This window comes from Micromonospora rosaria (assembly GCF_001567585.1).
Lineage (GTDB): Bacteria > Actinomycetota > Actinomycetes > Mycobacteriales > Micromonosporaceae > Micromonospora > Micromonospora rosaria.
The window spans coordinates 1-25,487 of the sequence record NZ_LRQV01000042.1; the positions used below are offsets into that span (position 1 = coordinate 1).

General features: G+C 75.6%; 28 protein-coding genes and 1 pseudogene. 26 read left to right on the forward strand and 3 right to left on the reverse strand.

What is annotated here, in order from left to right; all coding sequences use genetic code 11:
- The 14 genes and pseudogenes from AWW66_RS13715 to AWW66_RS13780 form a co-directional block, all read left to right on the forward strand.
- On the forward strand, positions 1-573 hold a 573-nt coding region (locus tag AWW66_RS13715), incomplete at its 5' end, for a cell division protein FtsQ/DivIB (RefSeq protein ID WP_067365225.1).
- Between the two features lie 294 nt (positions 574-867).
- A complete protein-coding gene (gene ftsZ / locus AWW66_RS13720; protein ID WP_067365228.1) occupies positions 868-1,977 on the forward strand; it encodes a cell division protein FtsZ in 1,110 nt (369 codons plus the stop codon).
- Between the two features lie 9 nt (positions 1,978-1,986).
- Positions 1,987-2,730 (forward strand): YggS family pyridoxal phosphate-dependent enzyme, encoded by a 744-nt coding sequence (locus AWW66_RS13725; protein WP_067365230.1) that lies wholly within the window; start codon positions 1,987-1,989, stop codon positions 2,728-2,730.
- A gap of 192 nt (positions 2,731-2,922) precedes the next feature.
- Positions 2,923-3,621: a cell division protein SepF gene (locus AWW66_RS13730; protein ID WP_067365233.1), complete on the forward strand. Its 699-nt coding sequence runs from the start codon at positions 2,923-2,925 to the stop codon at positions 3,619-3,621.
- A gap of 30 nt (positions 3,622-3,651) precedes the next feature.
- Positions 3,652-3,951 (forward strand): YggT family protein, encoded by a 300-nt coding sequence (locus AWW66_RS13735; RefSeq protein ID WP_067365236.1) that lies wholly within the window; start codon positions 3,652-3,654, stop codon positions 3,949-3,951.
- 55 nt (positions 3,952-4,006) lie between these two features.
- On the forward strand, positions 4,007-4,804 hold the full coding sequence (locus tag AWW66_RS13740; RefSeq protein WP_067365239.1) for a DivIVA domain-containing protein: 798 nt from the start codon (positions 4,007-4,009) through the stop codon (positions 4,802-4,804).
- 71 nt (positions 4,805-4,875) lie between these two features.
- A pseudogene (locus AWW66_RS34850) lies at positions 4,876-5,055 on the forward strand (hypothetical protein); the annotation flags it as partial.
- Between the two features lie 1,674 nt (positions 5,056-6,729).
- Complete coding sequence (locus AWW66_RS13750) at positions 6,730-7,038, forward strand: DUF167 domain-containing protein (protein ID WP_067365244.1); 309 nt, start codon at positions 6,730-6,732, stop codon at positions 7,036-7,038.
- A gap of 271 nt (positions 7,039-7,309) precedes the next feature.
- A complete protein-coding gene (locus AWW66_RS13755) occupies positions 7,310-7,729 on the forward strand; it encodes a TraR/DksA family transcriptional regulator (RefSeq protein WP_067365247.1) in 420 nt (139 codons plus the stop codon).
- Between the two features lie 64 nt (positions 7,730-7,793).
- A complete protein-coding gene (gene lspA, locus AWW66_RS13760) occupies positions 7,794-8,426 on the forward strand; it encodes a signal peptidase II (protein ID WP_067365250.1) in 633 nt (210 codons plus the stop codon).
- A 56-nt stretch (positions 8,427-8,482) separates the two neighbouring features.
- Positions 8,483-9,361 (forward strand): RluA family pseudouridine synthase, encoded by an 879-nt coding sequence (locus AWW66_RS13765; protein WP_083978478.1) that lies wholly within the window; start codon positions 8,483-8,485, stop codon positions 9,359-9,361.
- Positions 9,362-9,479: 118 nt separating this feature from the next.
- Positions 9,480-10,193: a hypothetical protein gene (locus tag AWW66_RS13770; protein ID WP_245648255.1), complete on the forward strand. Its 714-nt coding sequence runs from the start codon at positions 9,480-9,482 to the stop codon at positions 10,191-10,193.
- A gap of 245 nt (positions 10,194-10,438) precedes the next feature.
- Positions 10,439-11,971, forward strand: a complete 1,533-nt coding sequence (locus AWW66_RS13775; protein ID WP_067365258.1) for a MinD/ParA family ATP-binding protein — start codon at positions 10,439-10,441, stop codon at positions 11,969-11,971.
- 138 nt (positions 11,972-12,109) lie between these two features.
- Positions 12,110-13,075, forward strand: coding sequence for a DUF2567 domain-containing protein (locus AWW66_RS13780; RefSeq protein ID WP_067365261.1), 966 nt, complete (start codon positions 12,110-12,112; stop codon positions 13,073-13,075).
- Here AWW66_RS13780 and AWW66_RS13785 read toward each other — a convergent pair.
- On the reverse strand, positions 12,990-13,694 hold the full coding sequence (locus AWW66_RS13785) for an LON peptidase substrate-binding domain-containing protein (RefSeq protein ID WP_067365264.1): 705 nt from the start codon (positions 13,692-13,694) through the stop codon (positions 12,990-12,992). The genes AWW66_RS13780 and AWW66_RS13785 overlap by 86 nt on opposite strands.
- Positions 13,695-13,802: 108 nt before the next feature.
- On the opposite strand from AWW66_RS13785, the gene hisD reads away from it, so the two are divergent.
- The 10 genes from hisD to AWW66_RS13830 all read left to right on the forward strand — a co-directional run bounded on the left by hisD (position 13,803) and on the right by AWW66_RS13830 (position 22,847).
- Complete coding sequence (gene hisD, locus AWW66_RS13790) at positions 13,803-15,125, forward strand: histidinol dehydrogenase (RefSeq protein WP_067365267.1); 1,323 nt, start codon at positions 13,803-13,805, stop codon at positions 15,123-15,125.
- Between the two features lie 55 nt (positions 15,126-15,180).
- Positions 15,181-16,251, forward strand: coding sequence for a histidinol-phosphate transaminase (locus AWW66_RS13795; RefSeq protein ID WP_067365270.1), 1,071 nt, complete (start codon positions 15,181-15,183; stop codon positions 16,249-16,251).
- On the forward strand, positions 16,251-16,862 hold the full coding sequence (gene hisB / locus AWW66_RS13800; protein ID WP_067365273.1) for an imidazoleglycerol-phosphate dehydratase HisB: 612 nt from the start codon (positions 16,251-16,253) through the stop codon (positions 16,860-16,862). The genes AWW66_RS13795 and hisB overlap by 1 nt, the downstream gene beginning before the upstream one ends.
- A gap of 16 nt (positions 16,863-16,878) precedes the next feature.
- A complete protein-coding gene (locus AWW66_RS34395; RefSeq protein WP_169807109.1) occupies positions 16,879-17,052 on the forward strand; it encodes a hypothetical protein in 174 nt (57 codons plus the stop codon).
- Positions 17,053-17,098: 46 nt separating this feature from the next.
- The gene (gene hisH, locus AWW66_RS13805) at positions 17,099-17,719 is read left to right on the forward strand and encodes an imidazole glycerol phosphate synthase subunit HisH (protein WP_067365344.1); all 621 of its coding nucleotides are present in this window, start codon (positions 17,099-17,101) and stop codon (positions 17,717-17,719) included.
- 49 nt (positions 17,720-17,768) lie between these two features.
- Entirely contained in the window at positions 17,769-18,092 is a 324-nt protein-coding gene (locus tag AWW66_RS13810) for a hypothetical protein (protein WP_067365276.1), read from the forward strand.
- 18 nt (positions 18,093-18,110) lie between these two features.
- Positions 18,111-18,836 carry a bifunctional 1-(5-phosphoribosyl)-5-((5-phosphoribosylamino)methylideneamino)imidazole-4-carboxamide isomerase/phosphoribosylanthranilate isomerase PriA gene (priA, locus tag AWW66_RS13815; protein ID WP_067365279.1) on the forward strand — a complete coding sequence of 242 codons (726 nt, stop codon included), beginning with the start codon at positions 18,111-18,113 and terminating at the stop codon, positions 18,834-18,836.
- A gap of 127 nt (positions 18,837-18,963) precedes the next feature.
- Positions 18,964-21,753, forward strand: a complete 2,790-nt coding sequence (locus AWW66_RS35980; protein ID WP_067365347.1) for an AAA family ATPase — start codon at positions 18,964-18,966, stop codon at positions 21,751-21,753.
- Between the two features lie 46 nt (positions 21,754-21,799).
- On the forward strand, positions 21,800-22,231 hold the full coding sequence (locus AWW66_RS13825; protein ID WP_067365282.1) for a hypothetical protein: 432 nt from the start codon (positions 21,800-21,802) through the stop codon (positions 22,229-22,231).
- 28 nt (positions 22,232-22,259) lie between these two features.
- Positions 22,260-22,847, forward strand: a complete 588-nt coding sequence (locus tag AWW66_RS13830; RefSeq protein ID WP_245648268.1) for a hypothetical protein — start codon at positions 22,260-22,262, stop codon at positions 22,845-22,847.
- Between the two features lie 97 nt (positions 22,848-22,944).
- On the opposite strand, the gene AWW66_RS13835 is transcribed toward AWW66_RS13830, so the two are convergent.
- A complete protein-coding gene (locus AWW66_RS13835) occupies positions 22,945-23,430 on the reverse strand; it encodes an SRPBCC family protein (protein WP_067365285.1) in 486 nt (161 codons plus the stop codon).
- A 3-nt stretch (positions 23,431-23,433) separates the two neighbouring features.
- Positions 23,434-23,757: an ArsR/SmtB family transcription factor gene (locus AWW66_RS13840; protein ID WP_067365288.1), complete on the reverse strand. Its 324-nt coding sequence runs from the start codon at positions 23,755-23,757 to the stop codon at positions 23,434-23,436.
- A gap of 85 nt (positions 23,758-23,842) precedes the next feature.
- Here AWW66_RS13840 and AWW66_RS13845 point away from each other — a divergent pair, with 85 nt between their 5' ends.
- Together AWW66_RS13845 and AWW66_RS13850 are read left to right on the forward strand one after the other, a co-directional pair.
- Positions 23,843-24,307, forward strand: a complete 465-nt coding sequence (locus AWW66_RS13845; RefSeq protein WP_067365291.1) for a MarR family winged helix-turn-helix transcriptional regulator — start codon at positions 23,843-23,845, stop codon at positions 24,305-24,307.
- 96 nt (positions 24,308-24,403) lie between these two features.
- Positions 24,404-25,405: an NADP-dependent oxidoreductase gene (locus AWW66_RS13850; protein WP_067365294.1), complete on the forward strand. Its 1,002-nt coding sequence runs from the start codon at positions 24,404-24,406 to the stop codon at positions 25,403-25,405.
- Positions 25,406-25,487 lie beyond the last annotated feature (82 nt).

Below are 25,487 nucleotides of genomic sequence, written 5' to 3' on the forward strand. Positions count from 1 at the left end.
GTCCGGGAGGTCCGGGTGGTCGGCGCCGACCTGGTGACCCCGGTGCAGGTCCGGGACGCCGCGGCGGTACCGGACGACACCCCGCTGGCCCGGGTGGACCTGACCGCCGTGGCCGCCCGGATCGGCGACCTCGCGCCGGTGGAGCGGGTCACGGTGGACCGGCAGTGGCCGGACACCCTGGTGGTCCGGCTGGTGGAGCGGACCGGGGTGGCCGTGGTGCCGCAGGGGGACGGGTACGCGGTGATCGACCGGACCGGCGTGGTCTTCCGTACCCTGGCGGAGCCGCCACCGGCCCTGCCGGTGGTCCGGGTGACCCGGCCGGGGCCGGCCGACCCGGGTACCCGGGCCGCGCTGGAGGTCCTCGGGGTGCTCACCCCGGAACTGCGCGAGCGGCTGCGGGACGTGCACGTGGAGGGGTTGGCCCGGATCAGCCTGCGGCTGCGCGACGAGCGGACGGTGTTCTGGGGCGACGCCACCCGGGGCGCGGAGAAGGCGCGGGTGGCCACCGCGCTGCTCGGCCAGCCGGCCGAACGGGTCGACGTGAGCGCCCCGGACGTGGTGACCGTCAAGTGACCGGTGCCGCCCGTCGTGCGGTGCGGTGAGTCGTGGCTCAGCCGGCCCGCGTTCCGGCCGGTCGGACGTGACTCGTGGCGCTCCGGCGGCGACACGCCGGGCAGGTCCTTGGCTCATCGCGTGGGGACGCTTACGTTGCCCGGAAGAGGATCAGTGGTTGACATAACTGTAAGCCTCTAGTAGAGGGTTAGGGTTCAGCTCGATCCTCCACAGGGGACAGCTGTCGTCGGCCGCGGATCTGGCCACGCCGTACCGGGGCGGTGCGAAGCCAATCTCGAAGGGAAAGGACCGGAGATGACACCTCCGCACAACTACCTGGCGGTCATCAAGGTCGTCGGCATCGGGGGCGGCGGGGTCAACGCCGTCAACCGGATGATCGAGGTTGGGCTCAAGGGCGTCGAGTTCATCGCGATCAACACCGACGCGCAGGCGCTGCTGATGAGCGACGCCGACGTCAAGCTCGACGTGGGGCGCGAGCTGACCCGGGGTCTCGGCGCGGGCGCCAACCCCGACGTCGGCAAGAACGCCGCCGAGGACCACCGCGACGAGATCGAGGAGGTGCTCAAGGGCGCCGACATGGTCTTCGTGACCTGCGGCGAGGGCGGCGGCACCGGCACCGGCGGCGCGCCGGTGGTCGCCAACATCGCCCGCAAGCTCGGCGCGCTGACCATCGGCGTGGTGACCCGGCCGTTCTCGTTCGAGGGCAAGCGCCGCCAGGTGCAGGCCGAGGCGGGGATAGAGGAGCTGCGCAACCAGTGCGACACGCTCATCGTCATCCCCAACGACCGGCTGCTCGCCCTCGGTGACCGCAACATCAGCATGATGGACGCCTTCCGTACCGCCGACCAGGTGCTGCTCTCCGGTGTCCAGGGCATCACCGACCTGATCACCACCCCGGGTCTGATCAACCTGGACTTCGCCGACGTCAAGAGCGTGATGAGCGGGGCCGGCAGCGCGCTGATGGGCATCGGCAGCGCCCGGGGGGAGAACCGCGCGGTCGAGGCGGCCGAGGCGGCCATCTCCAGCCCGCTGCTGGAGCAGAGCATGGACGGGGCCCGGGGCGTGTTGCTCTCCATCGCGGGCGGCTCCGACCTGGGGCTGTTCGAGATCAACGACGCGGCGCAACTGGTCACCGACGCCGCGCACCCGGACGCCAACATCATCTTCGGCGCGGTCATCGACGACGCGCTCGGCGACGAGGTGCGGGTCACCGTGATCGCCGCCGGCTTCGACGGTGGCGTGCCGGCGTACAAGACCAGCGAGCAGACCCGCAAGCCCAACCAGAACCAGCCCACCCCGCCGAGCACGCCGCCGCCGGCCGTCATGCCGCCGCCGGCCCAGTCGCCCCGGCGGGTGCTCTTCGACGACGTGGACGTGCCGGACTTCCTCAAGAACGGATCCTGAGCGGCGCCGATGACCGATCGAGACGGCACGGTACGCCCGGACCGGCGGGCCGAGATCGCCGCGGGGCTGGCCCAGGTCCGGGCCCGGATCGCCGACGCCTGTGCCGCCGCCGGCCGGGACCGCGCCACGGTGACCATGATCGCGGTCACCAAGACGTACCCGGCGGCGGACGTGCTGGCGCTGGCCAGCCTCGGCGTGCACGACATGGGGGAGAACCGCGACCAGGAGGCGGCCGGCAAGGCCGCCGAGGTCGCGGCGGCCGGGGTCCGGCCCCGCTGGCACTTCGTCGGCCGGTTGCAGCGCAACAAGTGCCGGTCGGTGGTCCGGTACGCCGACGTGGTCCACTCGGTGGACAGCGTCCGGCTGGCCGGCGCGCTCGACGCGGCGGCGGCGGACCGGGGTCGGCCGCTGGACGCCCTGGTGCAGGTCAGCATCGACGGCGACCCGTCCCGGGGCGGTGCGCTGCCCGGCTCCGCCGACCCGGACGTCGGGCTGGGGACGGTGGCCGCCGCGGTGGCCGGGTCGGGCGCGCTGCGGTTGACCGGACTGATGGCGGTGGCCCCGCTGGGCTGGGAGCCGGAGCGGGCCTTCGCCCGGTTGGCGGAGGTGGTCGCGGCGTTCCGCGCCGAGCATCCGAGCGCCACCGAGGTATCGGCCGGGATGAGCGGCGACCTGGACGTCGCGATCGGACACGGTGCGACACAGGTGCGCGTCGGTAGCGCGTTGCTCGGAATGCGTCCCACGCTGCGGTAGCCTGGCTCGGAAGAAGCAAATTACATCGCTGTTGTTTGACGGATCGGCACTCCGTATGTCCCGGGGTACGGCGGGCGGCCCGCGAACCGCTCACCGGGGATTGCCGTTCCGGTCGGGTGGGCACTTGGGGTCCATCACGACATGCGACACGGCATGGGGGCACGTGCCGCACGGCGGACGGAAGGGCGCGGGATGGGTGCACTGCGCAAGGCGGGGGTCTGGCTCGGTCTGGTCGAGGAGGACGACGAGCGGGCCTACGACGACGGTGGCTACGACAAGGGTGGCTACCGGGAGTCCCGGTACCGGCAGAGCCGGTACGCGGAGGAGTTCGCCGACGAGGACGACGACGAGGCCGACGAGCCGCCCACGCCGCCCCGGCCCCGGGCCGGCGAGCGGAGCCGGTTGGGCGACCGGTCCACGGCGCGGTCGCTGGACACCGACCGGTCCGACAACGACCGGCCGGAGCGGCCCGAGCGCTCCAGCGTGCGGTCCATCACCCGGGCCAACGCGGGGGAGGGGTCGGGCACCCTGTCCTACCACACCCGGGACAACCTCGCCCTGGCGCCGCAGGCGCAGTCCCGGGAGCGTCCGGCGGTGGTCGAGGAGGAGCAGCGGTACCAGATCACCACGCTGCACCCCACGACCTACCGCGAGGCCCGGACCATCGGCGAGCACTTCCGTGACGGCGTACCGGTGATCATCAACCTCACCGAGATGGACGAGGCCGACGCCCGCCGACTGGTGGACTTCGCCGCCGGTTTGGCTTTCGGGCTGCGCGGTACGATCGAGCGCGTGACCAATCGGGTGTTCCTGCTCTCACCGGCCAACGTCCAGGTCACCGCAGAGGACAAGGCCAAGATTGCCGAGGGCGGGTTCTTCAGCCTCAGTTAGACCCGCCCGAGCGAGGGACATTCACCTGCCGTGTTGTCGATCCTGCTGCAAGTCCTGTATCTCGTCCTCTACGTCTTTCTGCTCCTTCTTCTGTCCCGGTTTGTCCTGAGCGCCGTCCTGCAGTACGGTCGCCGCTGGCAGCCGGGTCGGGGCGCGTCGGCGGGACTGGAAACGGTGTGGAGCGTCACTGATCCACCCCTCAAGGCGTTGAGGCGTGTGATCCCTCCACTGCGAATTGGTACCGTGAGCATCGACCTGGCCTCCCTTGTGCTCCTGGTTATCCTGTTCGTGCTGATGGAGTTCGTGTTGAAGCGGCTGATCCTCGGGTGATGCCAACCCGCAGGTACAGCCCGCTACGCGGCCGCAACTGACCCGAGGAGTTTCGATGCCGCTGACCCCGGCCGACGTCCACAACGTCGCCTTCAAAAAGCCACCGATCGGCAAGCGGGGGTATGACGAGGAGGAGGTCGACGCCTTCCTGGACGAGGTCGAGCGTGAGCTCGCCCGTCTGATAGAGGAGAACAACGAGCTGCGCGCCCAGGTGGAGCGCGGCGGTCGCGGCGCCCCCGCCGGCCCCGGCGGCGACGCCCGCCTGGCGGCCGAGCTCAACGACGTCAAGGCCCAGCTCGACCGTGTGCAGCGCGACAAGGCCGCCGCCGAGCAGGCCGCCCGCGCCATGCAGGCGGAGCTGGAGCAGGTGCGCGCCGCCGGTGGCCCGGCCGTGACCGGAGACGGTGAGCAGCAGGCGCTGCGGGTGCTGATGATGGCCCAGCGCACCGCCGACGACCACGTCTCCGACGCCCGCCGTGAGGCCGACCAGCTCCTCTCCGAGGCCCGGTCGAAGGCCGAGGAGGTCACCCGCGAGGCGCGGGCCAAGGCCGACGCCCTGGAGCGGGACGCCCGCCAGCGGCACCAGGAGGCGATGGGCGGGCTGGACGCCAAGCGCACCGCCCTGCAGAAGCACATCGAGGAGCTCAAGCAGTTCGAGCGGGAGTACCGCACCCGGCTCAAGGCGTACCTGGAGAGCCAGCTGCGCGACCTCGACGGCCGGGGCCAGGGCCTGGAGGCCGAGATGACCCGCACCGAGGGCAGCCGATCCGTCGGCGGCAACGGTCTCGCGGCGGCCGGCCTCGCCGGCTCCTACGGCGGCGGTCGCTCCGGAGCGCTCGAAGCCGGTCGCTGATCCACGGGTCGACGGCCGTCGTGGCACGGCCGTCGACTCGCCAAGCCGGTCCGACGCGGCGGGGGTGAGCCGTGCTAGTCGCCAGTCTGCTGCTCATCCTGCTCGCCGTCATCCTGTTGGTGCTCGGTCTGACCGGCGGCTCCAGCGTTCTGTTGATCATCTCGATCGCGGCCAGCCTGCTGGCCGCTGTCGCGTTGGTGGTCGGCGCCCGCCAGGCGGTCGCCACCCGCGCGGCGGCGGACCGGGCCCCGCCGGCGACCCGGCGTCGGGAGACCCCCGTCGCCGAGGCGGCGTCCGGCCCGGTGGAGTACGCCGGCCCCGAGCCGGTGCGGACCCGCTCGGCGTACGGCCCGGTCGCGTACGGCCCCACGGGGTACGGCGGCCTGGACGAGGTGTTCGGGACGGGCACCGATCCGCCGGAGGACGTTCCCGGCCACGCCGGGACGCGCTCCGAGCCACTGATCCCGGTCCAGCACGTTCCGATGTCGGTCGACACCGGCGACCCCGGGTGGCGGCAACCACCCGGGTCGCCGATGACCGACCTGCCGCCGGAGATCGACCTCGACGTCGAGCCACCAGCCGACCTGGCCGCCCGGTGGCCCCCAGCGGCCCCTGATCCGGAACGGTCGTCGAGCCCCACCGCGTCGAGTGCCGCCGCGTCGGGCACGGCCGGGCCGAGCGTCTTCGGGCCGAGCGCCTTCGGGTCGAGCACCCCCGGATCGCGCCCCGCCGCGTCGACTGCGCCCGCGACCGGCTCCTCCGCGTCCCGCGCCGCCGGAGCCGGCCCGGAAACCGCCACCCCGTGGATCCCGGTCGACACCGACCTCGACGCCGACGCTGACGACTCCCTCGCCGACCGGTTGTTCCGGCCCCGCGACCGGGCCACCGAGCCGGTGACCACGCCACGCGCCCGGCCGGCCGACCGGCCGGACCCGGCGGCGGACCGGCCGACCCCCACGACCGCGTCACCGGACGGGCCGCCGGACCCGGCCCCGGCTCCGCTGGCCGGGTCGCGGACCTCCGGGGCGGACCCGCTGGACGCGCTGTGGAACCCGGCGACCTCGCCGGCCCAGTCGGCCCCGCAGCCCCAGCCGGCCCCGCCGGCCGAGCCGTCCCCGCCGGCCGAGCCGGAACCGGCGACCTCGCCGCCTCAGTCGGCCCCGGTGACCTCGTCGCCCCAGTCGGCCCCGGCGGCCCCGCAGCCCCAGCCGGCCGACGCCGACGCCCGGCCCGGCCCGGCCCACGCCGCTCCGGCGCCCTGGCCGGTCGCCCCCGATCCGGCCCCCTGGTCGGTGGAGCCCGACGGGACGTTCCGGCCGGCCGCCGTCGAGCCGGAGCCACCCACCCCGGCCCAGCCCATCTCGGAGCCATCCGCCCCGGCCCGGTCCGTTTCGGAGCCGCCCGTTCCGGCGCAGTCGGCTCCGGAGCCGCCTGCCCCGGAGCCGCCGGCCCCGGCCCAGCCCACCCCGGAACCGCCCGCCCCGGCGCAGTCGGCCCCGGAGCCGGTCGCTGCGGAGTCGCCCGCCCCGGCGCAGTCCGTCCCGGCGCAGTTCGTCCCGGTCTCCCCGGCCGCCGACCCGGCGGGCCGCGCGGTGGAGGTCGACCGGGCGCCCTGGTCGGCCGGGTTCGACCCGGTGCCCTGGTCGGTCAGCCTCGATCCGGGGCCCGTCGAGCCGGCCGACGAGCCGGCCGCCCAGCCGGTCACGCTCGCCGACTCCGCCCTGGTGGCGCGGCTCGACACCGAGATCCAGGTGGTCGACGGGCGGCCCCGGTACCACCTCGACGACTGCGCGCACCTGTTCGGCCGGGAGTACGAGCCGTTGCCCGTCTCGGAGGCGGTCGCGCTCGGCTTCACCCCGTGTGGGCGGTGCTGCCCGGACACCGTGCTGCTCGCCGAAGCCGGGCCGTACTGACGGAGCGCCGCCGTGACCAGTGCCGACGACACGTACACCGTTGCCGTGCGGGTGAAGCCGGGCGCGGCCCGCTCCCGGGTCGGCGGCCGGTTCGACGGGCCGCACGGTCCGGCCCTGGTGGTTGCCGTGCACGCCCCGCCGGTGGACGGCCGGGCCACCGAGGCGGCCCGCCGGGCGCTCGCCGACGCTCTCGGGGTCCGGCCGGGGGCGGTGTCGCTGCGGACCGGGGCGGCCAGCCGGGACAAACTCTTCCTCGTGGATCGTCCGCCGGCCGGCCTGGCCGACCTGGTGTCGCGGCTGCGCGACGGTACCGACCGGTGAGGCGGGCCCGGGGTTCGGCGAGTACGCCACCCCGCCTCGGGGCGAGCTGCTAGCGTACCTTTTGCCCCGCTCAGGGGCGGTTCGCGGCGAGTTCGCGGTGCGCCGGTGCGGCACGTTGTCGTACCAGGCGTACGTTCCGTATTCTTGCCAACCTCGGGAGTGCGCGGCCGACGTGCCGCGCGCCCCTTTTCGTACCTGGGGGACGCCATGGCGGCGGCCCCCGCCGGGGCACCGCCGACCGCCGCGGATTCCGTGGCCGAGGGAGCTGACGATGGCGAAGCCAGCCGACACCAGGACCGCCGGGCGCAAGCCGGCGGCGAAGGCCACCCGCAGCACGGCGGAGACCGAGAAGATCCGAGCCGCGCTGGCGGCCCGACGCGACGAACTGACCGCCGAGTACGATCAGACGCTGAGCGAGATCACCGAGCTGCAGCGCGACCGGCTGACCGACTCGGCCGGCGACGACCAGGCCGACACCGGGACGAAGACGTTCGAGCGGGAGCAGGAGATCTCTCTCGCCAACAGCATCAAGGAGCGGATCACGCAGGTCGAGCGGGCACTGGAGCGGCTCGACGAGGGGCACTACGGCTGGTGCGAGCGGTGCGGCAACGCCATTCCGGTGGAGCGGCTCGCCGCCTTCCCGTCGGCGACGCTCTGCGTGACCTGCAAGCAGCTGGAGGAGCGGCGCTGACGCTCGCTCCCCGGCGGCCGGCCCAGCCGGTGACCGTGACCGCGAGAGTGTCGATGGGGAGCAGATGAGCGCAGCACCGCCCGCCGGATCCGGCCGCGCCGAGCCCGGGGGCGGCCGGGCCCGGCCCCGGGTGGTGGCGATCCTCTTCGGACTGGCCCTGTTCCTGCTCGTCGCCGACCAACTGCTCAAGGACGTCGCGCTGGCCGGCCTGGAGGACCGGGACGAACCGGTGCGGCTGCTCGGCGGGGCGGTCTACCTCACCCTGGTCCGCAACAGCGGGGCCGCGTGGAGCATCGGCTCCGGCTACACCTGGGTCTTCCCGATGATCACGACCGGGGTGGTCGCCTGGATCTGCTGGATGGCGTTGCGGCTGCGCTCGCTGCCCTGGGCGATCTCGCTCGGCCTGGTGCTCGGCGGGGCGCTGGGCAACCTCGGCGACCGGATCTTCCGCGCGCCGGGGCACTTCGTCGGGCACGTGGTCGACATGGTCAGCCTCTTCGACCCGTACGGCCGGATCATCCCGGTGTTCAACCTGGCCGACAGCTCCCTGGTCTGCGGGGTGATCCTCGCGGTGCTGCTGGAGCTGACCGGCCGGCAACGGGACGGCACCCGGCTCGCCGACGACAAGGACCCCGACGCCGACGGCGTCACCGCGTCCAGCCCGGACGACCCGGCCGAGCAGCGGGAGCGGGCGTGAGCGCCCCCGCCGGCCGGGACCGGCGTTCCCTGCCCGTCCCCGACGGCCTGGACGGGATGCGGCTGGACCAGGCGGTGTCCCGGCTGTTCGGGCTCTCCCGGACCGCCGCGGCCACGCTGGTCGACGCCGGTGACGCGCTGGTCGACGGCGCGGTCCGGGCGAACTCCCACAAGGTCAAGGCCGGTTCCTGGCTGGACGTCACCCTGCCCGCCCCGGTCGCCGCGCCGACCGTGGTGCCGCAGGCGGTGCCCGGCCTGCGGGTGGTGTACGCCGACGACGACATCGTCGTGGTGGACAAGCCGGTCGGGGTGGCCGCGCACCCCAGCCCCGGCTGGTCCGGGCCGACCGTCATCGGCGGGCTCGCCGCGATCGGGCACACCATCGCCACCAGCGGGGCCGCCGAGCGGCAGGGGGTGGTGCACCGGCTCGACGTCGGCACCACCGGGATCATGGTGGTGGCCAAGAGCGAGTCGGCGTACAGCGCGTTGAAGCGGGCCTTCAAGTACCGCGAGGTGGACAAGCGGTACCACGCCGTGGTGCAGGGGCACCTGGACCCGCTGCGCGGCACCGTCGACGCCCCGATCGACCGGCACCCCACCCACGACTACCGCTGGGCGGTGGTCTCCGGGGGCAAGCCCAGCATCACCCACTACGACACGGTCGAGGCGTTCCCCTCGGCGAGCCTGGTCGACGTGCGGCTGGAGACCGGCCGGACGCACCAGATCCGGGTGCACTTCTCCACCCTGCGTCACCCCTGCGTCGGTGACCTGACCTACGGCGCGGACCCGACCCTCGCCGCCCGGCTGGGGCTCGACCGGCAGTGGCTGCACGCGCGGGCGTTGAGCTTCCTGCACCCGGGCACCGGCGAGCAGGTGACCTTCGTCAGCGAGTACCCGGACGACCTGGCCCGCGCCCTTGCCGTCCTCCGCGACTGACCGGACCGGTCCCGGGGCTTCCCCGGCCGGTCCCGGTGCGCCGCCGGCCGGTCCCGAGGAGCGCCCGGCGCCCGGCGGCCGGCGACCCCGGGGGCTCACCGTCACCGCGCTGCTCTGCGTGGGCGCGGTGCTGGTCGCCGCAGCCCTGATCCGGGACCGGGGGCCGGCGCCGGACCGGACGGTCGGCGAGGTGACCCGGGTCGGCGTCGCCGACGGCGGCTCGATCCCCGACTACCTGCGCGCCGCCGCCACGGAACTCGCGGCGCTGCCGGCCGCCGCCGAGCCCGGTACCTGGGCGTTGGTCTCGTTCACCGGGTACCTGCCGCCGGACCGGCTGGCCGAGGTCCTCGGGGACGTCGGGGTGTCGTTGGTCGTCGGCCGGGTGCCGCTGCCCGGCCGGCAGACCGAACTGGTCCGGATGACGGCGATGCGCCTGCCCGACGACGTGGCCGCGGCGATGACCGAGGTGGCCGCGCGCAAGGAGCGGGAGGCCGCCGACCAGCGCGCCCGGTCGGCCGCGCTGACCGACGCCGACCCCGACCGGGCGCACCTGCGCCGGGTGTACGACAGCGGCGCGCAGGTGGCCGACGCGGAGGCGCGGGCGTACCGGGCGGGGTGCGCCTGTGTCCACGCCGCCGTGGTGCGCGCGGTCCCGGCGGCGCTGCGCGACCTGGCGACCCGCGCCGGGGTGCGGGCGGTCGACCCCGCCCCCGAGGTGTCCCGGCTCGACCGGACCGTCTTCACCCCGCCCCTGCCCGAGCAGCGGGACCTCGCCCGACCCCCGGCTGACGACCTGCTCGGGCCGCTGTCGCCGTCGGTCGGCCCGTCGTGACCGGTCAGTGGGTGGACGCGGCGTCCCGTACCGTGGGCGGTTCGCTGGTGCTGGCACCCACCGTGACGGTCGGGTCACCGGGGTTGCCGGTGGCGGTGGCCGCCGGTGGCACGCTTGTCACCTCGGACGATGGCGTCGGGGTGGCGCGAGCGCCGGTCGGGGCCGGTGATCTGGGCGACGGGGGATGTGCGCAGACCGGTGTGGCCCGAATAGGGTTTGCTTCGTAGCCTGTCAGGCGGGATCCGATGGCGCTGGGAGGGCGAGCCGTGGACGGCAGCGAGACCGGCTGGGGTCGGCCGGCCGAACCAGCACCCCGATGGCGGGCGCTGCTCGACCGGGCCCGGCTCGGTGGTCGCCACGCCGAGGCGGCGGAGGTCGACCACCGCGCGGAGGAGCCGTCCGCGCCGCCCGAGCCGCTGCCCCGGCGCACGTCGGGTCAGGGCTACGCCGGGCGCGCCTCGGCCGTGGGCCGGGCCGCCGATCCGGGGTACGCCCCCGACCCGGCGTACCGGGCCGAGGCCGGTTACCGGGTGGACCCGGCGCACCGGGTGGAGCCGGCGTACCGCCCCGAGCCGGCGTACCAGCCGGAGCCCGCATACCGGCCGGAGCCGTCTTACCCGCTGGAGCCGACATACCGCTCCGAGCCGGCGTACCCGCCGGAGACCACGTACCGGGGCGAGTCGACGTACCGTCCCGAGCCGGCCCGCCCGGAGCCCCCGCCCCGTCCCGAGCCGGTCGAGTCCCGGTACGCGCTGCTCGACAACGGGTACCGCCCGGAGCCCCCGCCCGGCGAGTCCCGGTACGCGCTGCTGGACAACGGGTACCGGCAGCGGGCGTTCCAGGCCCCGCCCGAGCCGCCGCCGGCCCCACCCGCCCCGCCGGCCGCTGCTCCACCGGCCCCCGCCGCGCCGGTGGCGGACCGGGGGTTCGCGGGCCCGCGCCTGGAGTGGCGGGCGCAGAGCGGCGAGAGTGAGCTGGAACGCGCCGCCGGGGTGCTGCGCCGGGAACTCGGCGGTCCCCGGGTGCTGGCGTTCGCCAACCCCAAGGGCGGGGTGCACAAGACCACCGCCACCGTGCTGGCCGCCGCGACCGTCGGCAGCGTCCGGGGCCGGGGCGTGCTGGCCTGGGACGACAACGAGCTGCGCGGCACCCTCGGGCTGCGGGCCGGCAGCGCCCGGCACGCCCGGACCATCCGGCACCTCATCGCCGACCTGGCCCAGATCGAGATCCTTGAGGGCAACACCCTGCTGGAGCAGCTCGACGACTACCTGCGGCACGCCTCCGACGGCTCGTACGACGTGCTCGCCGGGGAGGAGAGCCCGCGCTTCGCCCAGCGGCTGGACAAGTACACCGTCCGCCGGGTGCTGGAGCTGCTGCGCCGCACCCACGACGTGGTCTGCGTGGACACCGGCAACAACGTGGAGAGCCCCAACTGGCGGACGGTGATGCAGGCGGCCGACCAGTTGGTGGTGACCACGGTGCCCCGGGAGGACGCCGCGTTCAGCGCCGACTGGATGCTGGACCTGCTGCACGAGGTGGGGATGGGGGAGCTGGCCGACAACGCGGTCACCCTGATCTCCTGCCCGACCCCGGGCCGGTCCCCGCTGCAGAGCGACCTGGAGCGGCACTTCGCCACCCGGACCCGCGCGGTCGCCGTGGTGCCGTACGACCCGGCGCTGGAGACCGGCTCGTCGATCGAGTACCACCAGCTCCAGCCGGAGACCCGGCAGGCCTGGCTGCGGGCCGCCTCGATGATGCTCGAACCCTTCGCCCGCTGACCGGTCCGGTCCCGCCCACCGGGCGGTCGGTGGCCGGCCCGTCGGGCGTGCCAGCAGTTTCATGATCAACAGAACGGGTCGGTGGATGTCGGGTCGCCAGCAGCGTCATCGGAGTGGACGGCCTGAGAGGATCATCGGGTGAGCCCGGATTCCTCCGACCCCGACCGTCCCACCGAGCGCGCCGAGGCGGCGCCGGCGGCCCACCCCGGCCCCCCGGCACCCCCGGCCGCCGTGCCGTCCGGCGCCCCGGCCCTGTCGCCGGTCGAGGGCCCGGTCGAGCCGCCGGTCGAGGGCCCGGTCGAGCCGCCGGTCGAGGGTCGGGCCGGGCCCGGCGCGGCCTACGCGAGCCTGCTGCGCCTGCACTTCGACGAGCCCCGGCTGCCGGGTCGCCGGGTCGCCGGGCTGGTCGGCGCCGTCGTGCTCGGGATGACCCTGCTGGGGGCGCCGCTGGGCCTGCTCTGGGTGCTGGTGGCCCCGGCCACGCCGGTCATCAAGATCACCGAGGGGGCGATCTACGCCGAGCCGCAGCCGGAGCAGCCGATCGCCGCCGACGGCTGGTTCAGCCTGCTCGGGCTCGGGTTCGGGGTCCTCGCCGCGGTGGCGCTGTGGTACCTGTTGCGCGCCCTGCGCGGCCCGGCCGGGCTGCTCGCGGTGACCGTCGGGGGACTGGGCGCCGCCCTGGTGGCCTGGCAGGTGGGCCGGCGGATCGGCTGGTCGACCTACCAGCGGCTGCTCGCCGAGGCCCCGCCCGGGCAGTCCTTCGACAAGCCCGTCGACCTGCGCGCCGGCGGGGTGGACCGGGTCCTCGGCGTGCTGCCCGTCCCGTACGGCAACGTCCTGCTGGTCGCGTTCGGCGGGGCCGTGGTGTACACCCTGCTGGCCGGCTGGTCGCGCTGGCCCTCGCTGCACCCGGAGCCGGACCTCCCGCCCGACCTCTGGCCCGCGCCGACCCCCGGCTTCGGCCCGGGTCCGCCGGGGCCGGGGCCGGGGCCGCTGCCCGGTGCCGGTGCGGCCGGGGTCAGTTGGGGGACGGGGGCGTCGCCAGCTCCGTCAACGGCACCGGAACCGCCCGCACCTGACGCAGCAGAGCCGCCTCGCGGTTGAGCATCCGCAGCTCGGCCCGGAGCCGGGCGGCGGTGTCGTCGACGGCGAGCAGCCGCTGCCGGTCGGCCACGGTCAGCGCCGCCGTGGCCGCCACCAGGTGCGACAGCACGGTCGGGTCCTCCGGGAGTTGCTCGGACAGCTCCTGCTCGTCGGCCCGTACGAGGGTCAGGTACTGCCGGAAGACCGCGATCACCCGGGCGGCGAGCAGGGACGTCGACTCGTCCGGGCCGGTCGGCTCGGGCAGCCACTCCACCTCGGCGGTCAGGTACGGCGCGGAGGCCTCGTCCACGCTCGCCACTCGGAACCGGCGCCGGCCGACCGTGACCAGGTCGAAACCGCCGTCGTCCAGCTCGGTGACCTGGCGGACCTCGGCGGTGCAGCCCACCTCGTGCAGGGTGACCGCGCCGCCCCCGGGGATCGGCCGGCCACCCGGACCGGTCGGCGCGACCTCCCAGCCGGCCTGGATCGCCACCACACCGAACTCGCGCGGGGTGCCCTCGGGCAGCTCCACCAGGTGCCGGACCAGCGCGCGGTACCGTTCCTCGAAGATGTGCAGTGGCAGCACCAGGCCGGGAAAGAGCACCGTCCCGAGCGGGAACACCGGCAGCCGAGCAGTCACGTCGTCGAGCCTAGCCCGACCGGCCCACCCCGGCGTGGCTCGCCTCACGCATCCCGGACAGCGGGCGCGGCGGGTGGCTCGCCGGCCGGGCAGCCTAGACTCGCAAGGGTGCTGACTCGGATCGACCTGCGTGGCGGGGTCCGTGACCCCCGCTGGCTGCTGCCCCGTGCCCAGCTCGACGTCTCCGTGGCCGTCGAGCGGATCCGCCCCCTCGTCGAGGCGGTCCGCGACCATGGGTACCCGGCGATCCGCGAGGCGAGCGAACGCTTCGACGGCGTCGCGCCGGAGCGGCTGCGGGTGCCGGTCGAGGCGATCGCGGCGGCGGAGGGCACCCTCGACCCGGACGTGCGGGCCGCGCTGCTGGAGTCGATCACGCGGGCCCGCAGGGTGCACGCCGACCAGCGCCGCACCGACCACACCACGCAGGTGGTGCCCGGTGGCACGGTCACCGAGCGCTGGGTGCCGGTCGACCGGGTCGGGCTGTACGTCCCCGGCGGCCTGGCGATGTACCCGTCGACCGTGGTGATGAACGTGGTGCCGGCCCAGGCGGCCGGGGTCCGCTCGCTGGTCGTGGCGAGCCCGCCGCAACAGGAGAACGGCGGCCTGCCCGACGCCCGGGTGCTGGCCGCCTGCGCGCTGCTCGGCGTCGACGAGGTGTACGCCGTGGGCGGCGCCCAGGCGGTGGCGATGCTGGCGTACGGCTCGACCGCCGACGCCGACGGGGCGACCCGCTGCGACCCGGTCGACATGATCACCGGGCCGGGCAACATCTGGGTGACCGCCGCCAAGCGGCTGCTGCGCGGAGTGGTCGGCATCGACGCCGAGGCCGGCCCGACCGAGATCGCCATCCTGGCCGACGACACCGCCGACCCGGCGCACGTCGCGGCCGACCTGATCAGCCAGGCCGAGCACGACCCGTTGGCCGCCAGCGTGCTGGTCACCCCGTCGACGGCGCTGGCCGACGCGGTGGACCGGGAACTGGCCCGGCAGGTGCCGGCGACCAAGCACGCCGAGCGGGTCACCACCGCGCTCAGCGGTGAGCAGAGCGGCGTGGTGCTCGTCGACGACCTCGACGCCGGGCTGCGGGTGGTCGACGCGTACGCCGCCGAGCACCTGGAGATCCAGACCGTGGACGCCCGGGAGTGGGCCCTGCGGGTCCGCAACGCCGGGGCGATCTTCGTCGGCCCGTGGGCGCCGGTCTCCCTCGGCGACTACTGCGCCGGCTCCAACCACGTGCTGCCCACCGGCGGCTGCGCCCGGCACTCCTCCGGGCTGTCCGTGCAGTCCTTCCTGCGCGGCATCCACCTGGTGGAGTACACCGAGGCGGCGCTGCGTGAGGTGGCCCCGCACGTGGTCACCCTGGCGACCGTCGAGGACCTGCCCGCGCACGGCCAGGCGGTCACCGCCCGCTTCCCCGGGGGCCTGGCGTGAGCGCGAGGAGTGAGCCGGGTCTGCGAGCCCCGCAGTCGCGAACCGAGGAGGCGGCGTGACCACCCTCGACGACCTGCCGATCCGGGACGACCTGCGCGGGCTGTCCCCGTACGGGGCACCGCAGCTCGACGTGCCGGTGCGGCTGAACACCAACGAGAACTCGTACTCCGTGCCGGAGCCGGTGGTCGAGGCGATCGGCAAGGCGGTCGCCGCCGAGCTGCGCGACCTCAACCGGTACCCGGACCGGGACGCCACGGCGCTCCGCACCGACCTCGCGGACTACCTCGGCCACGGGCTCACCGCCGACCAGGTGTGGGCGGCCAACGGCTCCAACGAGGTCCAGCAGCAGCTCCTGCAGGCCTTCGGCGGGCCCGGCCGCACCGCGCTCGGGTTCACCCCGGCGTACTCGATGCACCCGCTGCTGTCGCTGGGCACCGGTACCCGCTGGGTGCCGGGCCGGCGCGGGGCCGACTTCGGGCTGACCGCCGCCGACGCGGTGGCGCAGGTCCGCGAGCACGCCCCGGACGTGGTCTTCCTCTGCTCGCCGAACAACCCCACCGGCACCGCGCTGGACCCGGCGGTCGTCGCCGCCGTGCTGGCCGAGGCCCCGGGCATGGTGATCGTCGACGAGGCGTACGCCGAGTTCGCCCGCCCCGGCACGGTCAGCGCCCTCGCGGTGCTGCCCGGCCACCCCCGGCTGGTGGTGACCCGGACGATGAGCAAGGCGTTCGGCTTCGCCGGCGGCCGGCTCGGGTACCTCGCCGCCGACCCGGCGGTGGTGGCGGCGGTGCAGCTCGTCCGGTTGCCGTACCATCTCTCGGCGCTCACCCAGGCCGCCGCCCGCGCGGCGCTGGCGCACCGGGAGGCCCTGCTCGGCACGGTCGACGCGATCAAGGCGCAGCGCGACCGGATCGTCGCCGAGCTGCGCGCCCGGGGGCACCGGGTGGCCGACAGCGACGCCAACTTCGTCCTCTTCTCGGTCGACGGCGACCCCGCCGCGGCCTGGCGTACCCTGCTCGACGCCGGGGTGCTGGTCCGCGACGTCGGGCTGCCCGGCTGGCTGCGGGTCACCGCCGGCACCCCCGCCGAGACCGACGCCTTCCTTTCTGCGATGGAGAAACTCTGATGAGCCGGACCGCCCGGGTGGAGCGGATCACCAAGGAGACCAAGGTCCTGGTCGAGATCGACCTCGACGGCACCGGCCAGGCCGAGATCGGCACCGGGATCGGGTTCTACGACCACATGCTGAACCAGATCGCCCGGCACGGCGGCTTCGACCTCACCGTGCGGACCGTCGGCGACCTGGAGATCGACGCCCACCACACGATGGAGGACACCGCGCTGGCCCTGGGCGCCGCGTTCGACCAGGCGCTGGGGGACAAGGCCGGCATCCGGCGGTACGGCTCGGCGACCGTGCCGATGGACGAGGTGCTGGTCCGGGCGGCGGTCGACCTCTCCGGCCGGCCGTACGTGGTGCACGACGAGCCGGCGCTGGCACCGTACATCGGGCCGGTCTACCCGACCAGCATGACCCGGCACATCTTCGAGTCCTTCGGCCAGGCGGCCCGGATCACCCTGCACGTGGACGTGCTGCGGGCGGCCCGCCCCGGCGGCCACCCCGACGCCCACCACGTGGTCGAGGCGCAGTTCAAGGCGGTCTCCCGTGCCCTGCGCGAGGCCACCGCCGTCGACCCGCGCTCCGCCGGCGCGATCCCCAGCACCAAGGGGACGCTGTGACGGGCGGGCGGCGCTGATGGGCTCGGTGTTGCCGATCCTGTTGCTGGCCCTGGCCGGGGTGCTGGTCGGTGGGGCCGTGTCGCTGCACCGGCAGGGCGCGGCCCGGGGCGCGGTGGTCACCGCCGGGGTGCTCGCCGTGCTGGCCGCCACCGGTGGCCTGCTGTACCTGTTCCCCGGGGAGAACGCATGAGCGAGCGGCAGTGCACGACCCGTCGGCGCGGCGTCGGGAGGCCGGCATGAGCCGGGTGGTCGTCCTGGACTACGGCTCGGGCAACCTCCGCTCGGCCGAGCGGGCGTTGCAGCGGGCCGGGGCGGACGTGACCGTCACCGACGACCTCGCCGCGGCGGCCGTCGCCGACGGCCTGGTGGTCCCGGGTGTCGGGGCGTTCGCCGCCTGCATGGCCGGGATCGAGGCGCTCGGCGCCGGCCCGGTGATCGCCGACCGGGTCGCCGCCGGCCGGCCGGTGCTCGGCATCTGCGTCGGGATGCAGGTGCTCTTCGAGTACGGCGACGAGCACGGGGTGGTGACCAAGGGGCTCGGGCTGCTGCCCGGGTCGGTGACCGCGCTGCCCGCCCGACGCCTGCCGCACATGGGCTGGAACACCGTCGCGCCACCGGCGGCCTCGGTGCTCTTCGCCGGCCTGCCGCCGCAGAGCCGCTTCTACTTCGTCCACTCGTACGGGGTGGTGGACCGCGCGGCGCTGGCCGACTCGGGCGCGCTGGTGACCACCGCCCACCACGGGGCGGACTTCGTCGCCGGGGTGGAGCGGGGCGCGCTGTCGGCGGCCCAGTTCCACCCGGAGAAGTCCGGCGACAACGGCGCGGACCTGCTGCGCAACTGGCTGGCCACGCTGTGACCCGAGGCTGGGCGGGCCCGGTGGCGAGCGCCCCGGGCGTGGTCCGCCGGTGAGCAAGGAACGGGCCCGGCTCCGGGCCGCCCGGGAGGCGGAACAGGCCCGCCAGCGGGCCGCCCGGGAGCGTCGGGTGGCCCGCCGCGACCGGCAGCGGGCGCTGCTGCGCCGGCTGACGCCCCGCTGGCGGCGGCGCCGTACCGGCCGGCTGCTGCGGCACAGCCGGCGCGAGCGGCTCGCCATCGTGGCGCTCACCGGCGTCGCCGTCGTCGGGATCTGGGTGCTCGTCGACAGCCTGGCGCTGCGCCTGGCCCTGATCGCGTTGCTGTTGCTCGTACTCCCGGCGATCGTGGTGATCGCCCTGGACCGTCGTACCTGATGCGAGGAGAAGAAGACCGTGAGCCTCACCCTGTTGCCCGCCGTGGACGTCGCCGACGGCCAGGCCGTCCGGCTCGTGCAGGGCGCCGCCGGTAGCGAGACCGCCTACGGCGACCCGCTGGAGGCGGCGCTGGCCTGGCAGCGGGACGGGGCGGAGTGGATCCACCTGGTGGACCTCGACGCGGCGTTCGGCCGGGGCTCCAACGCGGACCTGCTCGCCGACGTGGTGGGCCGGCTCGACGTCAAGGTGGAGCTCTCCGGCGGCATCCGGGACGACGCCTCGCTGCGCGCCGCCCTCGCCACCGGGGCGGCCCGGGTCAACATCGGCACCGCCGCCCTGGAGGACCCGCAGTGGTGCGACCGGATCTGCGGCGAGTACGGCGACCGGGTGGCGATCGGGCTGGACGTGCGGGGCCGTACCCTCGCCGCCCGGGGCTGGACCCGCGACGGCGGTGACCTGTACGAGGTGCTGGAGCGGCTGGACAAGGCCGGGGCCTCCCGGTACGTGGTCACCGACATCACCAAGGACGGCACCATGCGCGGGCCGAACCTCGACCTGCTGCGCGAGGTCTGCGCCCGGACCGACGCCCCGGTGATCGCCTCCGGTGGTGTCTCCACCCTCGACGACCTGCGGGCCCTGGCGACCCTGGAGCCGGTCGGGGTGGAGGGCGTGATCGCCGGCAAGGCGCTGTACGCGGGCGCGTTCACCGTGGCGCAGGCCCTGGCGGTGCTCGCCACCGCCTGACGCCCCGAGGAAACCGCCTGACGCTCAGGGAAACCGCCTGACGGCGGCGGGAGACCGCCGGTACGGCTGGGCGGGACCCGGTCGTCCGGTCCTCGACCGCCCCACCCGCTGCTGCCAGACTGGGGTGGTGAGCGGGGCGACCGTCGGTCGGCAGCCGGAGATCGACCGGGTCCGGCACGCCCTGGGCGAGGGCCGGCCGGTCCTGGTCGAGGGGCCGGCCGGGATCGGCAAGACCGCCCTGCACCGGGCGGTGCTGGCCGGCGTCGCCGACGACGGCTGGACGGTGCTCGGCTGCGCGCCGACGGAGACCGAGGCGGCGCTGCCGTTCGCCGCGCTCGCCGACGTCCTGTCGCCCCTGGCCGACCTGGTGCCCGACCTGCCCGTCCCGCAACGGACGGCGGTGACCGGCGTGCTGCTCTCCGGCGAGGTCACCGACCCGGTGGACGAGCGGACGGTGGGCGTGGCCACCCGGGCCCTGCTCGACGCCGCCGCCCGCGCCCGCCCCGACACCCGGCTGCTGGTGGCGGTGGACGACGCGCCCTGGCTGGACGCGCCGAGCGAACGGGCGCTGCGGTTCGCGCTGCGTCGACTCGGGTCCCGGGTGGGCGTCCTCGCCACCGCGCGGGCCGACCCGCCCGGGGCGGACCCGGCCCCGCTCGGCCTGGCCCACGCCGGGGTGCTGCGGGTGGCGTTGGGGCCGCTCGGGGTGGGGCCCCTGCACCACGTGCTGCGGGCCGAGGTGGGCGCCACCCTGCCCCGGCCGCTGCTGGTCCGGATCGCCCGCGACGCCGGGGGCAACCCGCTGCTGGCCATCGAGTTGGCCCGGGCGGTGCTGCGCCTGCCGCAGCTTCCGGCGCCCGGCGCGGACCTGCCCGCCGGCCCCTCGCTGCGGCACCTGGTCGCCGACCGGCTGGCCGCGTTGCCGCCCCCGACCCGGCGGGCGATCCGGCTGGCCGCGCTCTGCGGCACCCCGACCCTGGCCGACCTGGCCCGGTGCGACGTCCCGGCGACCGCCCTCGACGCGGCGGAGGAGGCCGGGCTGGTCGCCGTCGCCGAGCAGCGGATCACCTTCACCCACCCGGTGTACGCCGCCGCCGTCCGCGCCGGCATCCCGCCGGGCGTCCGGCGGGGCCTGCACCAGGTGCTGGCCGGTACGGTGACCGACCCGGACGAGCGGGCCCGGCACCTCGCCGCCTGCGCGACCGCCCCCGACCCGGACGCGGCGGAGCGGATCGCGGCGGCGGCGGCCCGGCACCGGGCCCGGGGAGCGGCGGAGGCGGCGGCCGGCCTGTACGACACGGCGGCCCGGCTGACCCCGCGCACCGACCCCGACGGGTACGCCCACCGCCGGCTGGCCGCCGCCGGGTGCCGGTTCGACAGCGGTGACTACCCGGCCGCGGCGCTGGCCGCCGACCGCGCGGCGGCGGAGCTGACCGGTACCGGCCGCGCCGAGGCGCTGCTGCTGCGTTCGGTGGTCGCCTGGTGCGCCGAGGACCTGTCGACCAGCCTGTCCGCCGCCGACCTGGCGCTGTCCGCCGCGCCGGCCGGCTCCCCGGTCGCCGGCCGGGTGCACGCCCACCTGGCGCTGTACCGGGACGCCCCGGACCCGGCCCGGCGGCACGCCGAACAGGCGGTGGCCCTGCTCGCCGCCAGCCCGGCCGACCGGGCGGTGCACGCGGCGGCGCTGCTGCTGCTCTTCTTCAACGAGGTCCGGGCGGGCCTGCCGGCCCGGACCGACCTGCTGGAGCGGGCGCTGCGGTTGGAGGGGGACGAGCCGTCCTGGCTGGCCGGGACGGTGCCGGCGGTGTGGTGGAAGGGGGTCGACGAGCACGACCGGTCCCGGGAGCGGCTGCGGTGGATGCTGGACCGGGCGGTCGCCCGGGGGGACGAGCCCTCCCAGCACGAACTCCTCACCCACCTCGGCGAGACCGAGCTGTTCGCGGGGCGCTGGCCGGCGGCGGCGGCGCACCTCACCGCCGCCCGCGAGCTGGGCGAGCAGTCCGGTGTCGAGCCGGTGGGCGCGGACTGGCTGGCCGGGCTGCTCGCGGCGGCCCAGGGACGGCTGGCCGAGGCGAACCGGACCGCCGAGGCGGGGCTGCGCCGCGCCGACGAGCTGGCCGACGGCTGGCGACGCCGGATCCACCAGCAACTGGCCGGGTTCGCGGCGCTCTGCGGCGGGGCGTACGCGGTGGCGGCCGGGCACTACGGCGCGCTGGCGGCGACCGTCGACGGGATGGGCCTGGCCGAGCCGCTGGCGCAACGGTTCGAGGCGGACTGGCTGGAGGCGTGCGTCGGCGCGGGCGACCTGGGCACCGCCGAGGCGGCCCTGGAACGGCTGGCCGCCCGGCACCGCCGGCTGCCCCGGCCCTGGACGACGCTGGGCCTGGCCCGCAGTCGGGTGCTGCTCGCCGGGGCGCGGGGCCGGGACCCGGGCGACGCCCTGGCCGACCTGGTCGCGGCGCGGGCCGCCGTACCCGCCGGGGTGGTGCCGCTGGAGCGCGCCTGGTGCCTGCTGGTGGCGGGGGTGGCGTACCGCCGGGTCCGGCGTCGCCGCGAGGCGCGGGCGGCGCTGACCACCGCCGCGCTGGAGTTCGACGCCCTCGGGGCCGCCGGGCTGGCCGCCCGGTCCCGGGCGGAGGCGGCGCGCCTCGGTGGCCGTCCGCCCGCCCCCCGCGAGCTGACCGGCACCGAGCTGGCGGTGGCCCGGCTCGCCGCCGCCGGCCGGACCAACCGGGTCATCGCCGACACGCTGTTCATCAGCCCGAAGACGGTCGAGGCGAACCTCGCCCGGATCTACCGCAAGCTGGGTGTGGCCAGCCGCGCCGAACTGGGCGCGGCGATGGCCCGCGAACCGGGCCCGGTCCCGGCGGCTGGACCCCGCACGGTCCCGGCGGGTGGGCCGGGCGGCGATCGGTAGGGAAACCCCCGATTACCGTGCGCCCGCCCCGACCTACTGTCAGGTCGTGGCCCGTCGACTCTTCGCGCTCGAACAGTACGACCGCGTCGCGGGTGAGGACGCCGACGACGCGGTCGACCGGCTGACCACCGGGACGACGCTGCTCACCGCCGCCGAGGTGACCGAGGTGATTGGTGAGCACGGCGGGCCGCGCCCCGGCACCGGCAACTGCGGGTGGGAGAACCCGGAGACGTACCACTCGATCACGCTCAGCATCGGCCGGGCGGGTACCGCCGTCGACGGGAACCTGCCCACGCCCGACCCGATCCTCGGCACGCCCGAGCCCGGCCCGGACGGTATCCGGTTCGTGCGGACCGGTGCCGCCGAGTTCGCCGTCGGGGACCGGTACTGCGAGCTCACCGTGGTCACCTCGGTCACCGACGACCGGGACCGACCCACCCTGGTCCGCCTCGTGGGCCTGGTCCGTACCCGCCTGTGAGCATCGTCCCGACCGACAGGAGTCCCTGGTGAAGCAGATTCGACGTGGTACCCGCCGGGCCGCGCTCGGGCTGGTCACGCCGGCCGTCGTGGCGCTGGCCGTGCTCGGGCTGGCCGGCTGTGGCGGCCCCGGCGCGGCGGTGCCGTCCGGGGCCGGGGAACCGCCCGCGCCGAGTGTCGAGCGTCCGGCGGAGCCGGGGGCCGAGCCCTCGGCGGAGCCGGGCGGAGACCCGGGGGAGCCGACGGGCGGAGCCGTGCCCGAGGCCTGCGCGCTGGTCGACCAGCGGGAGGCCGAGCAGCTCGCCGGCACCGCGCTGAACGAGCCCGTGCCGGTCCGGGAGACCTGCACGTACACCGGGCCGGTCGACGGGCCGACCGCCCAGGTCGAGGTCTTCGTCGGGGACGGGGCCGCGAAGTTCCTCGGCATCGAGCGGGAACTCGGGCACGAACTGCGCCCGCTGGCCGGCGTCGGCGACGAGGCGTACGCCACGCAGGAGGCGGTCTTCGTCCACAAGTCCGGGGTGTGGGTCTCGGTGCGGCTGGTCCGGCTCAACGACCCGGCCGAGAACCGCGCCCCGCTGGAGCGGATCGCCCGCACGGTGGCCACCCGCCTCTGACGGCACCGCCGGGCGCTGCCGTCACTGCCGGGTTCCGACGTCACTGCCGGGTTCTGCCGTCACTGCCGGGTCCTGACGGGACTGCCCGGTCCTGCCGTCACCGCCGGGCGGGCGGCAGCACCCGCCGGTAGTGGGCGATCAACGCCTCGTCCGGGCCGCCGCCCGGCGGCGCGGTCCGTCCGGCCAGCGTCGCGGCGAGGTCCGCGAGGCAGCGGTCCCACCCGGCGGCGGTGTGGGCCGTCCAGTCCGGGTCGAGCACGGTGTTGCTCAGCCGGAGCAGGCACCCGTCGCCGTCCTCCGCCAGGGTCCAGCGCAGGTGCTCCCCGCTCCAGGTGAAGGCCAGCACCCGGGGCGGGTCGAACTCGGTGATCGGCGCGGTCTCCGGCGCGCCGTCGCCGAAGTCCAGGGTGAGCGACCCGCCGGGGCGGGCGTCGATCTCCACCCGGCAGGGGAACCACCGGCTCAGCTCGGCCCCGGTGGTCAGCGCCGCCCAGACCCGGGTCGGTGGGTGCGGGTACCGGCGGGCGACGTGCAGGACCGGCCCGTCGGGGCCGCTGGTGTCCAGGGTGACGTCGGTGCCCATGGTTCAGGTTCCTTCCGGAGGCGTGCTGCTGTCGAGGTGGTCCGCGAGGTCGTCCAGGCGCTGGACCCAGAACCGCCGGTACGGCGCGAGCCAGGCGTCCAGTTCGCGCAGCGCGTCGGGCCGCAGCCGGTACCGGCGGCGTTGCCGCTCGACGGTCTCGGTGACCAGCCCGGCCTCGCGCAGCACCCGTAGGTGTTTGGAGACGTTGGGCTGGGAGAGGTCGAGCGCGGCGGTCAGCTCCTTGACGATCAGCCCGTCGCCGCCCCGCAGGGTGTCCAGGATCCGCCGGCGGCTCGGGTCCGCCAGGACGGTGAAGAGGTCGACCACGCCCTATGATGCTTTGCTGGTTATATAACTGTCAAGGCATGTAAATTGAGTCGTGCGCAATCGGATCGCGCGCTACGGTCGAGGCGTGACCGATCCGCTGGGGGTGCGCCGACAGGTGTGCTTCGCGCTGTACGCGGCGCAGCGCGCCCTGACCGACGTCTACCGGCCGATCCTCGACGAGTTCGGGCTGACCTACCCGCAGTACCTGGTCCTGCTGGTGCTCTGGGAACGGGACGCCGCCGGCGACGGCCGGACCCCGCCCACGGTCTCCGAACTCGGCGCCGCGCTGCGGCTGGACTCCGGCACCCTCTCGCCGCTGCTGAAACGGCTGGAGGTGGCGGGGCTGGTGCGACGGCGGCGGTCGACCCGCGACGAGCGGCGGGTGGAGGTGACGCTGACCGACGCCGGCCTCGCGTTGCGGCAGCCGATGTGCCAGGTGCCGCGGCGCGTGGTCGAGGCGACCGGCCTCACCGAGGCGGAGCTGGTCGGCCTGCGCGACACCCTCACCCGGGTCACCGAGACCATCCACCGAGCGACCGAGCGGTCGTGACCGTCGGCACCCCCGGGCCGCCCGCCGGCCCCGGGCGCGCCACCGGACGGACCCGACCCTCCCGACGACCCGTACCGGCGCCCGAAAGGCAGGCCCATGAGCACCGTCAACCGTGAGATCCACCTCGCCTCCCGCCCCACCGGGTGGCCGACGGCGGAGAACTTCCGCCTCGTCGAGGCCGCCGTGCCCACCCCCGGGCCGGGGCAGATCGTGGTACGCAACCAGTACGTCTCCGTGGACCCGTACATGCGGGGCCGGATGAACGACGTCAAGTCCTACGTGCCGCCGTACCGGCTCGACGCCCCGCTCGACGGTGGAGCGGTCGGCGAGGTGGTGGCCAGCCAGGCCGAGGGGTTCGACCCCGGCGACGTGGTGCTGCACGGGCTCGGCTGGCGGGAGTACGCCCTCCTCGACGCCACCGCCGCCCGCCCGGTCGACCCGACCCTGGCCCCGGTCACCGCGTACCTGTCGGTGCTCGGGATGACCGGGCTCACCGCGTACGCCGGGCTGCTGGAGGTGGCCGCGATGAAGCCCGGCGAGACCGTCTTCGTCTCCGCCGCGGCCGGCGCGGTGGGCAGCCTGGTCGGCCAGATCGCCACCCTCAAGGGCGCCGGCCGGGTGATCGGCAGCGCCGGCTCGGCGGCCAAGGTCGACCGGCTGCGCGCGCTCGGCTTCGACGCCGCGTTCGACTACCACGACGGCCCGGTACGGGACTCGCTGGCCGCCGCCGCCCCGGACGGCGTCGACGTGTACTTCGACAACGTCGGCGGCGACCACCTGGAGGCCGCCATCGCGGCGATGAACCTGCACGGCCGGGCCGCGATCTGCGGCATGATCGCCCAGTACAACGCCACCGAGCCGCCGGCCGCGCCGCGCAACCTGGCGCAGGTCATCGGCAAGCGACTGACCCTGCGCGGGTTCCTCGTCGCCGACCACGGCCACCTGCGGGAGCAGTTCGTCACGGAGGTGGCCGGCTGGCTGCGCGAGGGGAAGCTGTCCTACGACGAGACGATCGTCGACGGTCTCGACCAGGCGCCCGAGGCCTTCCTCGGCCTGCTGCGCGGCGACAACCTCGGCAAGATGCTCGTCCGGGTGTAAGGAAGGGCCCCCTGTTAACGCCTCCGGTAGAGAAGGGTCCCCTTCTCACCCCCCCCGGGATGCACGCGCCGGCAGCGCCGAC